The following is a 17,591-nucleotide window of genomic DNA, read 5'->3' as shown; positions in this document are numbered from 1 at the left end:
CGCGGAACCAGTTGCGACGGCAGGCCTTCTCCCGAAGGCGCCCGCTCGTGCCGGTGTAGATCTCTCGAGAGCTGAGGACAGCGGCTGAATGCGGCGAAGCCATGCGATGGTCTACGGCAGCGAGTTGACCGACGATGGCGCCCGCTTCGCGATCTGGGCGCCGAGCGCGGCGGATGTGGTTCTCGCCATCGACGGCACTGATCACGCGATCCCCGATGTGGGCGAGGGCTGGCGTCGCGTCGACGTGCCGGGTGTGGGTGCCGGTGCCCGCTATGGCTTCCGCATCGATGGCGACCTCACCGTTCCCGACCCCGCCTCGCGCTTCCAGCCCGACGACGTCTCCGGACTGAGCGAACTGATCGATCCGTCAGCCTATGTCTGGTCCGACGGTGCCTGGACCGGCCGCCCCTGGGAAGAAGCGGTGATCTACGAGCTGCATGTCGGCACCGCGACGCGAGAGGGCACCTACGCGGCGCTGGAAGCCAAGCTCGACGATTTGGTCGATCTCGGCATCACCGCCATCGAAGTGCTGCCGCTGGCCGACTTCAAGGGCACGCGCAACTGGGGCTACGACGGCGTGCTGCCCTACGCGCCGGATGCCGCCTATGGCCGGCCCGAGGACCTCAAGCACCTGATCGACGCCGCCCACGGCAAGGGCCTGATGGTGCTGATCGACTGCGTCTACAATCACTTCGGCCCGGCCGGAAACTATCTCCACGCGTACGCCAAGAGCCTCTTCACCGAGCGCCACCAGACCCCGTGGGGCGCAGGCATCAACTTCGACGGCAAGGAGAGCGGCCGTGTCGTCCGCGACTACTTCATCGAGAACGCGCTGTACTGGCTTGAAGAGTACCATTTCGACGGCATCCGCTTCGATGCCGTCCACGCCATCCTCGACGATTCCGAAAAGCACTTCATTGGTGAACTCGCCGAGACCATCCGCGCGCGGCTTCCCGGCCGGCACATCCACCTGATCCTGGAGAACGAGGCCAACCAGGCCCGCTGGCTGGAGCGCGATGGCCGGGGTCAGCCTGTTCAGCACAGCGCGCAATGGGCGGACGACCTGCACCATTGCTGGCACGTCCTGCTGACGGGCGAGGATGCCGGCTACTACGCCAGCTTCTCCGACAAGCCGGTCGAGCACCTCGCCCGCTGTCTCGCCGAGGGCTTCGCCTATCAGGGCGAACCCTTCAAGACGCTGGACAACCACCCGCGCGGCGAGCCTTCGGGCCACCTGCCGCCCTCGGCCTTCGTCACCTTCCTGCAGAACCACGATCAGGTCGGAAACCGCGCACTCGGTGAGCGGCTCAGCGACCTCGCCGATCCGGAGAAGCTGGCTCTGGCGCGCGCCGGGCTGCTCCTCGCGCCGCAGATCCCCATGCTCTGGATGGGTGAGGAATGGTCGGCCTCCGCGCCGTTCCTGTTCTTCGTGGACTTCGCGCCGGACGAGGAGCTGAATAAGGCAGTCCGCGAAGGCCGGCGCCGCGAGTTCAAGAGCTTCGCGGCCTTCGCCGACGACACCTCTGTGATCCCCGATCCGACGGAAGAGAAGACCTTCCTGGACTCCAAGATCGATTGGGGCGAGGCCGAGCGTGAGCCGCATCGCAGGATCTGGGCCGACACCCGCAACCTCCTGCAGATCCGTCACCAGACCGTCGTGCCGCTGACGAAATCCGGCTTCCTGGGAGCCAAGGCGACGATCCCGGCGCCCGGCGTGATCGACTGCATCTGGCGGTTCGAGGGCGGCACCCTGCGCTTCGTCGCCAATGTCGGCACCGACGAACACGACGCAGACAGCGAAGGCGGTCAGGTGATCTGGTCGAGCGCCTCGTCGCGGCAATCGCTGCACCTGCCGCCCTGGACAGGCGTGTTCCTGATCGGAGCACCGGCATGAGCGACGCACTGACCCGACTCGCCGACCTCGTCGGCATCGCCAAGGGTTACACGGACGCCTTCGGCACGCCCGTCGAGACCTCTGACGAGACCCGCGCCGGCATGCTTGCGGCCCTCGGTTTCGCCGTTGGAAGCGAAGACGAGATTGCGAACAGCCTGGCGCGCGTCGAGGACGTCCGCCGCAATCTCATCCCGCCGCTGCTGCCGGCGGAGGCACGGCGCTCCCTGCGCGTGCCCCTGCTCGTCGACGGCACGCCCGGATCGGTGACATGGCGGCTCGTCGACGAGCGCGGCCATGCCAGCGAGGGCCGGGCGACGCTCGACGTAGCCGGCACCGGCCCGAGCTTTGAGCTGCCGCCGCTGACGCCGGGCTACCACCGCCTCACCGCGACGCTTGGGGATCGCAAGGCACAGGCCTGGATCGTCGCAGCGCCGCAGCGCTGCTGGCGGCCGCGAGCTTATGCGGAGGAGGGCGCGCGCGATTGGGGTCTCGCCGCACAGCTCTACGGATTGCGTTCGCCGAACAACCTCGGCATCGGCACCTTCGCCGATGCCGGGCGCGCCGCCGCCGCTGCGGGCTTGCGCGGCGCGTCCTTCCTGGGGCTCAGCCCGGTCCACGCGCTCTTCCCGACCGACCGCGAAAAGATCTCGCCCTATTCGCCCTCGTCCCGGCTGTTCCTTGAGACGCTCTATATCGAGCCCGGCGCGCTGCCTGGCTTCAAGGGCAGTCGGGCGGATGCGCTGCTCGACGAGCAGCTGCCACGCCTCGAAGCGCTGCGCGACGCCACCCTCGTCGACCATGCCGGCATCTGGGAGGTGCTGTCCCCCGTCCTCGAAGCCTTGTGGCAGAACTCTCCCGCCCGAGAGGGCAGGGACGAGGACTTCTCCTCGTTCCGGGCGCAGGGCGGCGAAAACCTCGAATCCCACGCGATCTTCGAGACGCTGTCCGAGCACTTCAAGGCCGAGGGCGCCCATTGGCTCGGCGAGTGGCCGGAGCCCTTCCGCCGGTCCGGAACGCCGGAAGTTCGCGCCTTCGCCGAGACGCATGCCGAGCGCGTCAGCTACCACGCCTGGCTGCAGTACCTCGCCGACCTGCAACTGAAGCGGGCTTCGGAGGCAGCGCTCGATGCCGGCATGCGCCTCGGCCTCTATCGCGACCTCGCAGTAGGTGCCGATCGGGGTGGCTCGGAGATCTGGTCGCATCCCGAGCGCTTCGCCAACGGCGTCTCGATCGGCGCTCCGCCGGATCTGCTCGCGCCCAAGGGGCAGGATTGGGGCCTGCCGGCCTTTCATCCGCTTGAACTGGAGCGCGACGGCCTCAAGGCGTTCCGTGATCTGGTGCGGGCGAACATGCGCCATGCCGGCGCTATCCGCATCGACCACGCCTTCCAGCTCGCGCGCCTCTTCCTGATCCCGGTCGGCCATTCGGCCAGGGCCGGTGCCTATGTTGCCATGCCGTTCGAGCCGATGCTGGCGGTGCTGCGGCTCGAAAGCCACCGCTCGAAATGCCTGGTGATTGCGGAAGACCTCGGCACGGCGCCCGAAGGGTTTTCCGATGCCCTGATGGCGGCTGGCATCCTGAGCTACCGCATCCTCGCCTTCGAGCGGCAGCATGGTGGCGCCTTCAAGCCGCCCAGCCTCTATCCGCACGACGCGCTCACCGCCATCACCACGCACGACCTGCCGACCTTCCTCGGCTGGTGGCGCGGGGTCGATACGGACACGCGCCAGTCGCTCGGCCTCTACGATTCCGACCGGGCCGATGCCGAGCGCGCAGAGCGCGTCACCGAGCGCCGCCGGCTCGCCGAAGCGCTCTATTCCGAACAGCTTCTGCCGAGCGCCGAGCCCACAGATGCGGCCCCCTTCGAGGCTGCGGCGCGCTATCTGGCGCGGGCGCCCTCCATCCTGACTGCGGTCCAGTACGAGGACGTCGTCTCTGAGCTGGCCCAGGCCAATGTGCCGGGCTCGACCGAGGGGCATCCCAACTGGCGACGCAAGCTCGATCGGACGCTGGAGGCCATCGCAGCGCCCGGCGGCCCGCTCGCCAAGCTCGCCGCCGCTCTGGCCGGCGAGGATCGTGGCCCACGTTCGGGTGCCGCGCGGCTCAGCTCACCCCCGCCGCGGGCGACCTATCGTCTGCAATTCCATGAAGGCTTCACCTTCGCGGATGCCCAGAAAATCTTGCCGTATCTGGCGCGCCTCGGGATCAGCCACGTCTACGCCTCGCCGCTCCAGCGTGCGCGGCCGGGCTCGACCCATGGCTACGACATTGTCGACCACTCGCAGATCAATCCGGAGATCGGCGGCGAGGAGGGTTTCATCGCCTTCTCCGACGCGCTGAAGGCGAACGGCCTCAAGCTCCTCGTGGACATCGTTCCGAACCACATGGGCGTCGGCGGCGCCGACAATCCGTGGTGGCTCTCCGTGCTCGAATGGGGCGGCCTCTCGCCCTTCGCCCATGCCTTCGACATCGACTGGGAGCGGCTCGGCGCCAACGGCAAGCTCGTCATCCCCTTCCTCGGCGAGCGTTATGGCGACGCCCTGGAGAAGGGCGCGCTGGAGCTGAAATTCGACGAAGCCAAGGGCGGCTTCGGTGTCTGGCACTACGAGCACGAATTCCCGATCTGCCCGCTCTACTATCCGGCGATTCTCAACCGGGCGCTCGCCGCCCTCGGCGAGGTCGGCGACGACCCTTCCGCGGATGTGCTCGAAGTGTCCGAGCGCCTGCGCGGCATGGGCGAGGAGACCGATCCCGAGCGCCGTCGCGCACTCCCTGCCGAGGCCGAGGCCCTGAAACAGGACCTTGCCGATGCGGTGCGCGCTTCACCGCAGATCGCCGCCGCGATCTACCGCGCGCTGCACCTGCTGAACGGCAACAAGGACTATCCCGATTCCTACGGCCCGCTGCACCGGCTGCTGGAGAGCCAGTCCTACCGGCTCGCCCACTGGCGGATCGCGTCGAGCGACATCAACTATCGCCGCTTCTTCGACGTGAACTCGCTCGCCGGTTTGCGCGTCGAGAAGTCCGACATCTTCCAGAAGTCGCACGCCCTGTTGTTCCGCCTGGTCGGCGAGGGCCGGATCGACGGCCTGCGCATCGACCATATCGACGGCCTCGCCGACCCGCTCGGCTACGCCCGCGCCCTGCAATCGGCAGTCGGTCCTGGCTTCTACATCGTCGTGGAAAAGATCCTGGAGCCGGGCGAGAAGCTGCGGCCCTGGCCCGTCGCCGGCACGACCGGCTACGATGTGTTGAACCAGCTCGACGGCATCCTGGTCGATCAGGCGCGGAAGTCGCGGATCAAGAAGTTCTACCAGTGGGCGACCGGGGTCGACGAGCCGTATGGGTTCCAGCTCCGCGCCACCAAGGCCGAGCTGCTCGAGACGAGCTTCGCCAGCGAACTGGAGGTGCTCACCGGCGATCTCAAGGCGATCGCCGATGCCAACCGGCGCACCCGAGACTTCTCGATCAATGCAATCCGCCGCGCGCTGATCGAGATCATCGCGCGTTTCCCCACCTATCGCTCCTACCTGCCGTCCGACCTCGACGAGACCGATGTGGACCAGGAGGACATCGAACTCGTCGAGCAGACGGTGCGCAAGGCCAAGCGGTGGAGCGTCCTGCCCGACCGTTCCGTGCACGATTTTGCCAGGGACGCGCTTCTCGGTCGCATCGACACCGTCGGCTCCGGCCGCTCGGAGCCGCGGATCATCTTGCGCTTCCGCCGACGTTTCCAGCAGCTCACAGGGCCGGTCATGGCCAAGAGCTTGGAGGACACGCTGTTCTACCGGTTCAGCCAGCTGTTGGCGCTGAACGAGGTGGGTGGTGATCCGGGCGAGTACGGGCTCGACCTCGCGCATTTCCATGTGCTTCAGGCGGCCCGCGCCCGTGACTGGCCGAACGCCATGATCACCACGGCGACGCACGACACCAAGCGCGGTGAAGACGCCCGCTCGCGCCTGCTCGCCCTGTCGGAGCTGCCGGAGGAATGGGCGCGCGCCTGGGACACCTGGCGCCGAGCCGCCGAGCCACATCTCACCACCATCGAGGACGAGCCGGCGCCCGATCGCAACGACCAGTGGATGTTCCTTCAGGCGATCCTCGGCGCCTGGCCGATCGCGCTGCTGGATGGCGAAGACGCCGAGGCCATCGAGAGTTTCCGCAAGCGGCTCGATGCCTATGCCGAGAAGGCGCTGCGCGAGGCCAAGCGCTATTCGAGCTGGGTGAACGTCGACGAGGCCTACGAGGGCGCAGTGCATGCGCTCTTCGCCAAGCTGATTGCGCCGGGCTCGGATTTCCTCGCGCGGACGCGGCCTTTCGCCAATCGGCTCGCACGGCTCGGCATGATCGCGGGCCTCGGGCGCACGGTGCTCAAGGCGACGTTGCCGGGTGTGCCGGACATCTACCAGGGCACCGAGAGCTGGGACTTCTCCTTCGTCGATCCCGACAATCGCCGGCCGGTCGATTACGAGGCGCGCGAGCGTGCCCTCACGGATGGGGGCGCGCCGGCCGATCTCCTGGCGCATTGGACCGACAATCGGGTGAAACAGGCGACGCTGGCCAAGCTCCTGGCCGACCGCGCCGAGCGGCCGGCCTTCTATGCGGATGCCGGCTACCAAGCCGTCGAGGCCGGCGGCGAACACGCCGAACACGTCATCGCCTATCTCCGCTCCGAGGATGACGGAGGCGAGGGCGACCTTCTCGTCGCCGTTCCGCGCTGCGTGGCCGAGCTCGTCGGCGACGCGATATGGACGGGGCAGCCCTTCGGCGGGACGTCGATTCCCGTGCCTCAAGGGAGCCGCTGGATCGACATCGTCAGCGGTGCCGAACGCTCCGCCGATGCCGGCCGGCTCGACCTCGGGGCGCTGTTCGAAGCGCTGCCCTATGCCGTGCTGAGGCGAACCGCCTGAGCCTGACCGACTTGACCCCAGAGATGACGGCGCGCTCCAAGGCGCGTCGAGGGAGGCCGACCATGAACGCACCGACGACCTCGAAGGGCACCCAAGGGAGTGCCGTCAAGCGGAGCGATGCGGCAGCCACTACCCTGCCGGCCATTCTGGCGCCGCGGGCGCAGGGGCCGCGGATCTACAACCTGTTTCCGCTGCTCGTCGGCACGGTCTCGGCCTGGACGGCGGAAGTGCCGCGGATTGCCGGCCTCGGCTTCGACTGGATCTACCTGAACCCGTTCCACCAGACTGGCGGATCGCGCAGCCTCTACGCGGTGCAGGATCCCGACAAGCTCGACGACCGCTTCCGCGACCAGGACGGCACCTCGGATGACGAGCAGATCACCCGCTTCTGCCGCGCGGCGGAGGCGCAGGGTGTCGCGGTGATGACCGACCTCGTCATCAATCACACCGCCGACAATGCCCGCCTGCTGCACGAGCGGCCGGACCTGTTCCTGCGCGACGGCGAGGGTCGCCCGATCAGCCCCGGTGCCGTCGATCCGGACGATCCCTCGAAGAAGACCGTCTGGGGCGACCTGATCGAGCTCGACTATCATTCCGACCATGCGCGCGGCGCGCTGATCGAAATCTTCGACGCCTATATCGCGCGCCTGCAGGGGCTCGGCGTGCGCGGATTCCGGTGTGACGCCGCCTACAAGGTGCCGGCCGATGTGTGGCGCGCATTGATCGCCTCCGCCAAGAAGCGCGAGCCTGGGACCCTCTTTGCCGCCGAGACACTCGGCTGCACCTTCGAGGAGGCGCAATCGACCGCCGGCGCTGGCTTCGACTACCTGTTCAACTCCTTCGCCTGGTGGGACCTCAAGGCGCCCTGGGCGCTGGAGCAGTACGATCGCCTGCGGGTCATCGCGCCCTCGATCGCCTTCCCCGAGAACCATGACATGCAGCGCCTCGCCGCCGACATCCCCGGCGATGCGGGGGCGATCGCAGCCCGGCTGAAGACGCGCTACGCGCTCTCGGCTTTCTTCTCGGCCGGCGTGCTCATGCCGATCGGCTACGAATGGGGTTATCGTCGCGCGCTTCACGTCGTCGACACCACTCCCGGCTCCCGTGAGCACGAGACCGGCATCGACATCTCGGCCTCCATCAAGGCGATCAACGCGCTGAAGTCCGAGCTGCCTTCGGCCAATGTCGAGGGATACCAGGCGCGGCTGTCGTCGCCGGACGCGCCCTATGTCGCGCTGTTCCGCACCGATACCGGCCACGCGGCTTCGGCCACCCACGGCACGCTGCTGCTTTACAATCCAGGCGCGCATCCGGTCCCGGTCGATGCGGGCCGACTGATCGAGCGCACCGGCGGCCGGCTCGGCGCCTTCGTCGACCGCACGCCGGAGGCCGACCCCATCGCCTTCCATCCGGGCGCTGGCATCGACCTGCTGCCCGGCGAGCTGCGTATCCTCGCCGCCGGCGCGCCGAAGGAGAAAACTGCGCCGAAGCCGACCGTGCCGAAAGGCGAGGGCCGCGTGGTCATCGAGGCCGTCACGCCGGAGATCGATGGCGGCCGCTCGGCGGTGAAGCGCGTCGTCGGAGAGTCCGTGCACGTGGAAGCCGACATCTTCTCCGATGGCCACGAGATCATCGACGCGGCGATCCTCTCACGCATCGTCGGCGAGACCGAGTGGCGGCGCAATCCGATGGTCTTCGTCGACAATGACCGCTGGGCCGGCCAATTCCCGCTGGAGCGCAACGCCCGCTACGAATTCACCATCGAAGGCTGGCGCGACGGGTTCTCCTCCTGGGTGCGCGACACGCTCAAGAAGCGCGATGCCGGTGTGGACGTGCGGCTGGAGACGATCGAGGGCGTGAACCTCGCCCAGAGCGCCGCAGCCCTCGCCACCGGGCGCGACAAGGAGCGACTCTCGGCGCTGGTCGCCGCGCTCGCAGCTGAGCAGGAGGGCTCGCCAGCCGTCCTCGACAAGCTTCTGGAGCCGGAGGCCAACACGCTGATTCGGCGCAATGCCGAGCGCGTGAACCTGTCACGCTATCCGGTCTCGATCCCGGTGATCGCCGACCGGCTCGCGGCACGGTTCTCGGCCTGGTACGAGATCTTTCCGCGCTCGCAGTCCGGCGATCCGAACAAGCACGGCACCTTCCAGGACGTGATCCGGCGCCTGCCCTGGATCCGCCAGCTCGGCTTCGACGTCCTTTATTTCACGCCGATCCATCCGATCGGGCGGACCAATCGCAAGGGCAAGAACAACACGCTGAAGGCAGAGCCCGGCGATGTCGGATCGGTCTACGCCGTCGGCGCGGCCGAGGGCGGCCACGAGGCGGTGCATCCCGAGCTCGGCACCCTCGACGATTTTCGCCAGCTCGTCGCGGCGAGCCACGCCAATGGCATGGAGATCGCCCTCGACTTCGCGATCCAGTGCTCGCCCGACCACCCGTGGATCAAGGCCCATCCCGAATGGTTCGAATGGCGGCCCGACGGCACCCTGAAATTCGCCGAGAACCCGCCCAAGAAGTACGAGGACATCTCGAACGTCCACTTCTACGGCGGCGCGCTGCCCTCGCTCTGGACCGAGCTGCGCGACATCGTGATGGGCTGGTGCGCGCTCGGCGTTCGCATCTTCCGCGTCGACAACCCGCACACCAAGCCGATCCCGTTCTGGGAGTGGATGCTGAGCGAGGTGAACGGGCGCTACCCCGACGCGATCTTCCTCGCCGAGGCCTTCACCCGCCCCAAGATGATGAAGAAGCTCGCCAAGGCGGGCTACCAGCAGAGCTACACCTACTTCACCTGGCGCAACACGAAGCAGGAGCTGATCGACTACGCGGTCGAGCTCGCTGGCGAGATGGGCGAATATTACCGCCCGAACTTCTTCGCCAACACGCCGGACATCAACCCGTATTACCTGCAGACCAGCGGGCGACCCGGCTTCGTGGTGCGCGCCACGCTCGCAGCGACGCTCTCCTCCGTCTACGGCATCTATGCCGGCTTCGAGCTGTGCGAGGCCGCGCCGTATCCTGGCAAGGAAGAGTACCTGAACTCGGAAAAATACGAGCTAAAAACCTGGGACGAGGATCGTCCCGGCAACATCCGCGAGCACATCGTCAAGCTGAACCGGATCCGGCAGGACAATCCGGCGCTCCAGGACTTCCGCAACGTCACCTTCACCGGCGCCGACAACGGCAACGTCGTCGCCTACGCCAAGATGACGCCAGACGGCGACAACTGCGTTTTCACGATGGTCAACCTCGACCCAAAGAACCGCCAGGAATGCTCCTACGAGATCCCGCTCTGGCTGTTCGGCCTGCCCGATGACGGTGCGCTGGAGGTGGAGGATCTGCTCGAAGGCTACAGGTTCGAGCTGCGCGGGCGCGGCCATCGCATCGCCCTCGATCCGGCCGAGCGCTCTTGCGTGATCTGGCGGCTCAGGGTGCCGCAGCGGGTTGCGCAATGAGACCGGGCGTGTAACCCGGTTGCCCCGTGGCGACGCACGGCCCTCCGGGCAACGCGTCGCCGGCAAGAGATGCGGCTGAAGCCGCGCCACCTTCGTGCCCGGTCCCCGATCCGGGCTGGAAGGTCGTCAGAGATGCCCTCGAACCGAGCTGAGGCAGCGACGGATGATCGATCGCAGTGATCCCCAATGGTACCGCGACGCCATCATCTACCAGATCCACGTCAAGTCGTTCTTCGACTCCAACAATGACGGGATCGGCGATTTCGAGGGGCTGACCCAGCGGCTCGACTACGTGCGCGACCTCGGCGTCACCGCGATCTGGGTGATGCCGTTCTACCCGTCCCCCCTGCGGGACGACGGCTACGACATCGCCGACTACGAGGGCATCAACCCGTCTTACGGGACGATGGAGGACTTCAAGCGCTTCGTCGAAGAAGCGCATGCGCGCGATCTGCGCGTCATCACCGAGCTTGTCATCAACCACACCTCGGACCAGCATCCCTGGTTCCAGGCCGCGCGCGAGGCGCCTCCCGGCAGCCCCGAGCGTGACTTCTACGTCTGGTCGGATACGGACGAACCCTACGGCGACACGCGCATCATCTTCCTCGATACCGAGACGTCCAACTGGACCTGGGATCCGGTCGCCAAGCAGTATTTCTGGCACCGTTTCTACAGCCACCAGCCGGACCTGAACTTCGACAATCCGAAGGTGCTCGAAGCGGTCATCGCGACGATGCGCTACTGGCTCGACATGGGCGTCGACGGCCTGCGGCTCGACGCGATTCCATACCTCGTCGAGCGCGAGGGCACGAATTGCGAAAACCTCTACGAGACCCACACGGTCATCAAGAAGATCCGCGCCGCGCTCGATGAGAGCTACCCGGACCGGATGCTGCTCGCCGAGGCCAATCAGTGGCCGGAGGAGACCGCGCAGTATTTCGGCGACGGCGACGAATGCCACATGGCGTTCCACTTCCCGCTGATGCCGCGCATGTACATGGCGATCGCACGCGAGGACCGGCACCCGATCACCGACATCATGCGCCAGACGCCGGAAATCCCGGATGGCTGCCAGTGGGCGATCTTCCTGCGCAACCACGACGAGCTGACGCTCGAAATGGTGACGGCCGAAGAGCGCGACTACCTCTGGTCGTTCTACGCCGCCGAGCGGCGCGCCCGCATCAATCTCGGCATTCGCCGGCGCCTCGCGCCGCTGCTGGAGAACGATCGCCGCAAGATCGAACTGATGAAGTCGCTCGTGTTGTCGATGCCCGGCACGCCAGTGCTCTATTACGGCGACGAGATCGGGATGGGCGACAACATCTATCTCGGCGACCGCGATGGCGTGCGGACGCCGATGCAGTGGTCGCCGGACCGCAACGGCGGCTTCTCGCGGGCGAACCCTCAGCGGCTGTTCCTGCCCTCGATCCAGGACCCGATCTACGGTTTCGACGCGATCAACGTCGAGGCACAGACACAGGCGCAGACGTCGCTCCTGAATTGGACGCGGCGCATGATCGCGATCCGCAACAACTCCGTCGCGCTCGGCCGCGGCGGCATCCAGTTCCTGTACCCGTCGAACCGCAAGGTGCTGGCCTGGCTGCGCGAATTCGAAGACGAGAGAATCCTCTGCGTCGCGAACCTCTCGCGCGCACCGCAGGCCGTGCAGCTCGACCTGTCGGACCTGCGGGGGGCCATCCCCGTCGAGCTGACCGGCGGCTCGGAATTCCCGGCAATCGGCGATCTGCCATACCTGCTGACACTCCCGGCCTACGGTTTCTACTGGTTCTCGCTGAGCTATGCCGATACCGGCGAAGTCGGCCCGCAGCCTCTGACGCCCGAGTTGTTCACGCTGGTCCTCACCGGCGGCATCGAGACGCTGATGGCTGGGCGCGAGCGCATCGCTTTCGAGCGCACCGTGATCCCGCCCTTCCTGGCGACCCGCCGCTGGTTCGGCGCCAAGGGCTCGCGCATCAAGAGCGTGCAGGTTGCCGATTGCGCGACGCTGGACGCCAAGGGCGAGGCGCGCTTCCTGCTGCCGCAACTCGACGTCCAGCTCTCGAATGGTGAGCGGCATTCCTACTTCGTGCCCGTCGGCGTCGACGAGGGCCGCGAGGACGAGACGCTGATGGACCACGCGGTGGCGCGCGTCCGTCGCGGTCCGCGCACGGGCCTGCTCTACGGCGCCATCGCCTCGTCCGAATTCGCGATCTGCCTGGTCGACGGCATGCGCGACGGCCGCGAGATCAAGTCCGAGCGCGGCAAGCTCGTCTTCTCGGCAACGGCGGCCTTCGACCGCGACGTCGTCATCGAGGCCGAGGAGGTTCGCCGCCTCTCCGCCGAGCAGAGCAATACCTCCATCGCCCTCGGCTCGAAGGCGATGCTCAAGATCCTGCGTCGGCTGCAGACGGGGACCCACCCCGAGGTCGAGGTTGGCCGCTTCCTCACGGAACAGGCGCATTTCCGGAACACGCCGCAACTGCTCGGCACCCTTGAGCATGTCGACGAGAACGGCGTGCACACGGCGCTGGCCGTGCTGCAGACTTTCGTCCGCAACCAGGGCGATGCCTGGACGCTGATGCTCGAAGGCCTGCGCCGCGACTTCGACACCGTTGTGCTTGCCCCCGAGAGCGAGGCGCCGAGTCCGCAGGACGCCTTCAAGGACCATCTGCGCTGGGCAGAGCTGCTCGGGCGCCGCACGGCGGGGATGCACAAGGCCTTCGCCATCGAGACCGACGATCCCGCCTTCGCGGCCGAGCCGTTCGGCGAGGACGATCTCGCCACGCTCGTCGCAGATGCGCGGGCTCAGGCGAAGCGCGCCTTCGATGGCCTTTCATCGGTTGCGGCCTGGGCACAGGGTCCTGCGAGCCAGGCGCTGGCGAGTCGTCGGGCCGAGGTCGAGGAACTGATCGACGAGCTGTCCGACCGGCCACCGATCGGCGCTTACAAGACGCGCATCCACGGCGACTACCATCTCGGGCAGGTGCTCGCCTCCGAGGGTGACCTCGTCATCATCGATTTCGAGGGTGAGCCGTCTCGCCCGGTCGACGTGCGCCGGTCGAAATCGACGCCTCTGCGCGACGTCGCCGGGATGCTGCGCTCATTCGCCTACGGCGCGGAAACGGTGGTACGCGAGATCGCGGCCCGCTTCGGCGACAGCGAGGAGCGCGCCCGCAACGCGGCCATCGCCTGGCGCGGCATGATCGATGCCTCGTTCCTCGAAGGCTATGCCGATGGTGTCGCCGGCAGCCGCGCCGCGGTCTCCGACGGCCCGACCTTCGAGCGGCTGCTCAAACTGAGCCTCGTCACGAAGGCGCTGTATGAGGTCGATTACGAGATCAACAACCGCCCGGATTGGATCGAAATCCCCGCGCGGGGGGTTCTCAACATTCTGGACGAAGCCAAGCGTTCGTGAAGGGAGAGGTCACTGGATGACGGATGCCGACGAGAAGCTCGCGACCAAGGTTGCTACTCCGGCGAGCGCCGGCCGGCCCGCGGATGGAGCGTCTCGTGACCTCGGTTCCAGGACCGGCGCGACGCAAGTCGGCTCCGAGACGGTGAAGGCACCCCAGGCGCGCGATTCGCTGGGTGGCACCGCTCCGCCCGCGTCTGCCGCCTCCGGCAAAGGACGTGGCTCGACGCTGCACCCCGATGCGATCTCCGCCGCGATGGGCGCCAACCACGGCGATCCCTTCGCGATCCTCGGACCGCACCAGGTGGCCGATGGCCGCTGGGAAGTCCGGGCGATCCTGCCGGAGGCCAAGGGCGCGACACTGCTTGTCGGTGATCGGCGCATCCCGTTCGAGAAGGTGCATCCCGACGGCTTCTTCGTCGCGACCATCGAAAGCGCGAGCCGGCCGCTTTACGAGATCGCGGTCGGGCTCTGGGATGGCACAGAGCGCCCGCGCTACGACCCCTACGGCTTCGGTTCGAGCCTCGAGCAACACGATATCGACGCGCTGCGCGAGATCGGCAGCAACGTCACCTATCGGGTGCTCGGCGCTCACGAGCGCAAGCAGGACGGCATCGAAGGCTTCCGCTTCGCGGTCTGGGCGCCGAACGCTCGTAAAGTGAGCGTCGTCGGCGACTTCAACGACTGGGACGGCCGCCGCCATCCGATGCGCCTCTGGCAGAGCGGCGGCATCTGGGAGCTGTTCATCCCGGGCCTCAAGTCAGGCCAGAGCTACAAGTACGAGATCCGTGGTCCCGACGGTTCGCTGATCCCGCTCAAGGCCGATCCCGTCGCCTTTCGCGCCCAGCATCCGCCGGAGACGGCGTCCGTCCTCCAGGGCGGAGACGAGCCGGTCTGGCATGACAAGGCCTGGATGGCATCGCGCGGCGAGCGCGATCCGCGCCATATCGCGATGTCGGTCTACGAGGTCCATATGGGCTCGTGGATGCGCGTGCCCGAAGAGGGCAATCGCTACCTGACCTACAAGGAACTCGGAGAGCGGCTGATCCCCTATGTGAAGGAGCTCGGCTTCACGCATATCGAGATGCTGCCGATCACCGAGTTCCCGTTCGACGGGTCATGGGGCTACCAGGCTGTCTCGCTCTTCGCGCCGACGAGCCGCTTCGGCACGCCGGACGAGTTCGTGGCGTTCATCAACACCGCGCACGAGGCCGGCATCGGCGTCCTGCTCGATTGGGTGCCCGGACACTTCCCGCTCGACGCCCACGCCCACGGCCTCTTCGACGGCACGCATCTCTACGAGCATGCCGATCCACGCCAGGGCTTCCACCAGGATTGGGGCACGTACATCTACAATTTCGGCCGACAGGAGGTCTCGACCTACCTCGCGGCCAATGCCCGGTTCTGGCTGGAGCACTACCATCTGGACGGCCTGCGCGTGGATGCCGTCGCCTCGATGCTCTACCTCGACTATTCGCGCCGCGCGGGCGAGTGGATCCCGAACCAGTACGGCGGCAACGAAAATCTCGACGCCATCCACTTTCTGCGGAAGACCAACGAGGCGACCTACAGCCACGCCCCCGGCACGATCACCGTGGCCGAAGAGTCGACCTCATGGCCGGGCGTCTCGCACCCGACCTATACGGGCGGCCTCGGCTTCGGCTTCAAGTGGAACATGGGGTGGATGCACGACACCCTGAAATACATCTCCGAAGACCCGATCCACCGGCGCTACCACCACCACAACCTCACCTTCGGGCTGCTCTACGCCTTCTCCGAAAACTTCATCCTGCCGCTCTCGCATGACGAGGTCGTGCACGGGAAAGGCTCGCTGCTCGGCAAGATGCCCGGCGACCGCTGGCAGAAATTCGCGAACCTGCGCGCTTATTTCGGTTTCATGTGGGGCCATCCCGGCAAGAAGCTGCTCTTCATGGGCGGCGAATTCGGCCAGGAGCGCGAGTGGAACCACAACCACTCCCTCGACTGGCATCTGCTCGACGATCCGCATCACCGAGGGGTCAAGGACCTCGTCCACGACCTCAACCACGTCTACCGGGCGACGCCGGCGCTCTACGAGCATGACTTCGAGCCGGCGGGCTTCCAGTGGCTGGTGGCGGATGACCAGGACAACAGCGTCATCGCCTGGGCCCGCAAGGGCAAGAAGGACGGTGAGATCGCCATCGTCGTCTCGAACTTCACGCCGGTGCCGCGCGAGAACTACCGCGTCGGCGTTCCGGCCGGCGGCTACTACCGCGAGGCGATCAATTCGGATTCCGAGCGTTACGGCGGCTCGAATGTCGGCAATCACGGTGGGCTGCACGCCGACCAGCAGGAGAGCCATGGCCAGCAGCATTCGCTGAGCCTGCGGCTGCCCCCGCTCGCGACGCTGATCCTGGTGCGGGAGGCCTAGGCCGCCCGCATCTCGCGGTTTCCGAAGGCGCGGGCGTAGAGGGCGCTGTAGTCCAGCGCCGCACCATTCCAGGTGCGCTCCCGCGTCATCGCCGTCTCGCGCATGCCGTTGAGGCGCTTCTTGCGGCCGAAGGTGTCGATGGCACGCTCGATGGCATGCCTCAGACCGTGCACGCTGGCATCGCGGAAACTGAACCCCGTCACCTCGTCCTCGACGGTGTCGGCAAGACCCCCCGTCGCGTGGACGATCGGCAGCGAGCCGAAGCGCTGGGCGTACATCTGCGCCAGGCCGCAGGGCTCGAAGCGTGACGGCATCAGCAGGAAGTCGCTGCCCGCGAACATGCGGCGCGCAGCCATTTCGTCGAAGCCGACCCTGACGCCCACTTGGCCGGGATGACGCGAGGCGAGAGCCGTCAGGGCGTGCTCGAAGCGACCCTCGCCCTGGCCCATCACCACCAGTTGGCCACCTCCGTCGAGGATCGAGTGTGCGGCGTCGAGGCTCAAATCGATGCCCTTCTGATGCACGAGCCGAGAGACGATGGCGAAAAGTGGTCCGCGCGAGACCGCTAGGCCAAAACCCTGTCGGACGGCTTCGGCATTCGCCGCCTTTCCCTTCCAGTCGCCGGCTTCGAATCGGACTGCGAGATGTGGGTCGAGCCGCGGGTCCCAGCTCTCGTCGATGCCATTGAGGATGCCGGCGAGCTGCCCGCTCGCGGCCCTGGTGCGCAGCAGCCCATCGAGACCACAGCCGGATTCGGGGCGGGTGATCTCGCGGGCGTAGGTTTCACTGACGGTCGTGACCTGCGAGGCGTAGAAGAGCCCGGCCTTCAGGAAGGAAAGCTGTCCGTAGAATTCGACGCCGTCCATGCGGAAGGCATCGTCCGGCAGCCCGATGCGGTGCAGGGTCTCCTTCGGGAAGACGCCCTGATAGGCGAGGTTATGGATCGTCAACACGCTCGGTGTGCGTGCACCGCGCCAGGCGAGATAGGCGGGCGCCAGGGCAGTCTGCCAGTCGTTGAGATGCAGGAGATCCGCCGACCAGGTCGGGTCGGCGCCACGCGCCAGTTCCGCTGCAGCGAGGCTCAAGCGCGCGAAGCGCAGGTCGTTGTCGCCGAAATCGACGCCGGCGTGCCCGTAGGGCGTGCCGTCGCGGTCGTAGAGCTCTGCCGAGAGCAGCACGTAGATGCCGAGCCCGTCGGCCGTCTCGGTAAAACCGAGGTTGCAGGGCGGGATATCGGCGAAGCCGGAGAGATGGCCGATCACCGCGATCTCGCGGCAGCGCTCGACGACCTGTCTATAGCCGGGGATCAGGATGCGGACGTCGTGGTGCCGTCTCAGAGCCCTGGGCAGAGCTCCGGCCACCTCACCGAGGCCGCCCGTCTTCACGAAATCCGCCATCTCCGCCGTCGCGAACAGAACACGCGGCGCGAGTGCAGTGCGATCGAAGGGCGGAGAAACGCTCATCCGATGGCCGCCTCCGAGAGGTCGGCCAACCATATACGGATTCG

At 67.0% G+C, this 17,591-nt stretch carries 6 protein-coding genes; 5 read left to right on the top strand and 1 reads right to left on the bottom strand.

All coding sequences use genetic code 11. The annotated features are described in order from the left end of the window. Nucleotides 1-88: 88 nt before the first annotated feature. From treZ to glgB, 5 genes are all read left to right on the top strand, one after another. A complete protein-coding gene (treZ, locus tag HCU64_RS01180) occupies nt 89-1,894 on the top strand; it encodes a malto-oligosyltrehalose trehalohydrolase (protein WP_233381968.1) in 1,806 nt (601 codons plus the stop codon). Next, nucleotides 1,891-6,804, top strand: a complete 4,914-nt coding sequence (locus HCU64_RS01175; RefSeq protein ID WP_233381967.1) for a malto-oligosyltrehalose synthase — start codon at nt 1,891-1,893, stop codon at nt 6,802-6,804. The genes treZ and HCU64_RS01175 overlap by 4 nt, the downstream gene beginning before the upstream one ends. A gap of 62 nt (nt 6,805-6,866) precedes the next feature. After that, nucleotides 6,867-10,262: a maltotransferase domain-containing protein gene (locus tag HCU64_RS01170; protein ID WP_233381966.1), complete on the top strand. Its 3,396-nt coding sequence runs from the start codon at nt 6,867-6,869 to the stop codon at nt 10,260-10,262. Between the two features lie 163 nt (nt 10,263-10,425). Continuing rightward, nucleotides 10,426-13,677, top strand: coding sequence for a maltose alpha-D-glucosyltransferase (gene treS, locus HCU64_RS01165; RefSeq protein ID WP_233381965.1), 3,252 nt, complete (start codon nt 10,426-10,428; stop codon nt 13,675-13,677). A gap of 16 nt (nt 13,678-13,693) precedes the next feature. Then, nucleotides 13,694-16,084: a 1,4-alpha-glucan branching protein GlgB gene (gene glgB, locus HCU64_RS01160; protein WP_233381964.1), complete on the top strand. Its 2,391-nt coding sequence runs from the start codon at nt 13,694-13,696 to the stop codon at nt 16,082-16,084. Here glgB and glgA read toward each other — a convergent pair. After that, nucleotides 16,081-17,547, bottom strand: coding sequence for a glycogen synthase GlgA (glgA, locus tag HCU64_RS01155; RefSeq protein ID WP_233381963.1), 1,467 nt, complete (start codon nt 17,545-17,547; stop codon nt 16,081-16,083). The two genes, glgB and glgA, sit on opposite strands and share 4 nt — an antisense overlap. Nucleotides 17,548-17,591 lie beyond the last annotated feature (44 nt).

This window comes from Methylobacterium sp. C25 (assembly GCF_021352225.1).
Taxonomy (GTDB): Bacteria; Pseudomonadota; Alphaproteobacteria; order Rhizobiales; family Beijerinckiaceae; genus Methylobacterium.
This window is presented reverse-complemented; position numbering and strand designations above follow the sequence as displayed.

What these genes read in the sequence shown, in the direction of transcription:
- treZ (WP_233381968.1), top strand. Translation starts at nt 89, where the DNA reads ATGCGGCGAAGCCATGCGATGGTCTACGGCAGCGAGTTGACCGACGAT.
- HCU64_RS01175 (WP_233381967.1), top strand. Translation starts at nt 1,891, where the DNA reads ATGAGCGACGCACTGACCCGACTCGCCGACCTCGTCGGCATCGCCAAG.
- HCU64_RS01170 (WP_233381966.1), top strand. Translation starts at nt 6,867, where the DNA reads ATGAACGCACCGACGACCTCGAAGGGCACCCAAGGGAGTGCCGTCAAG.
- treS (WP_233381965.1), top strand. Translation starts at nt 10,426, where the DNA reads ATGATCGATCGCAGTGATCCCCAATGGTACCGCGACGCCATCATCTAC.
- glgB (WP_233381964.1), top strand. Translation starts at nt 13,694, where the DNA reads ATGACGGATGCCGACGAGAAGCTCGCGACCAAGGTTGCTACTCCGGCG.
- glgA (WP_233381963.1), bottom strand. Translation starts at nt 17,547, where the DNA reads ATGAGCGTTTCTCCGCCCTTCGATCGCACTGCACTCGCGCCGCGTGTT.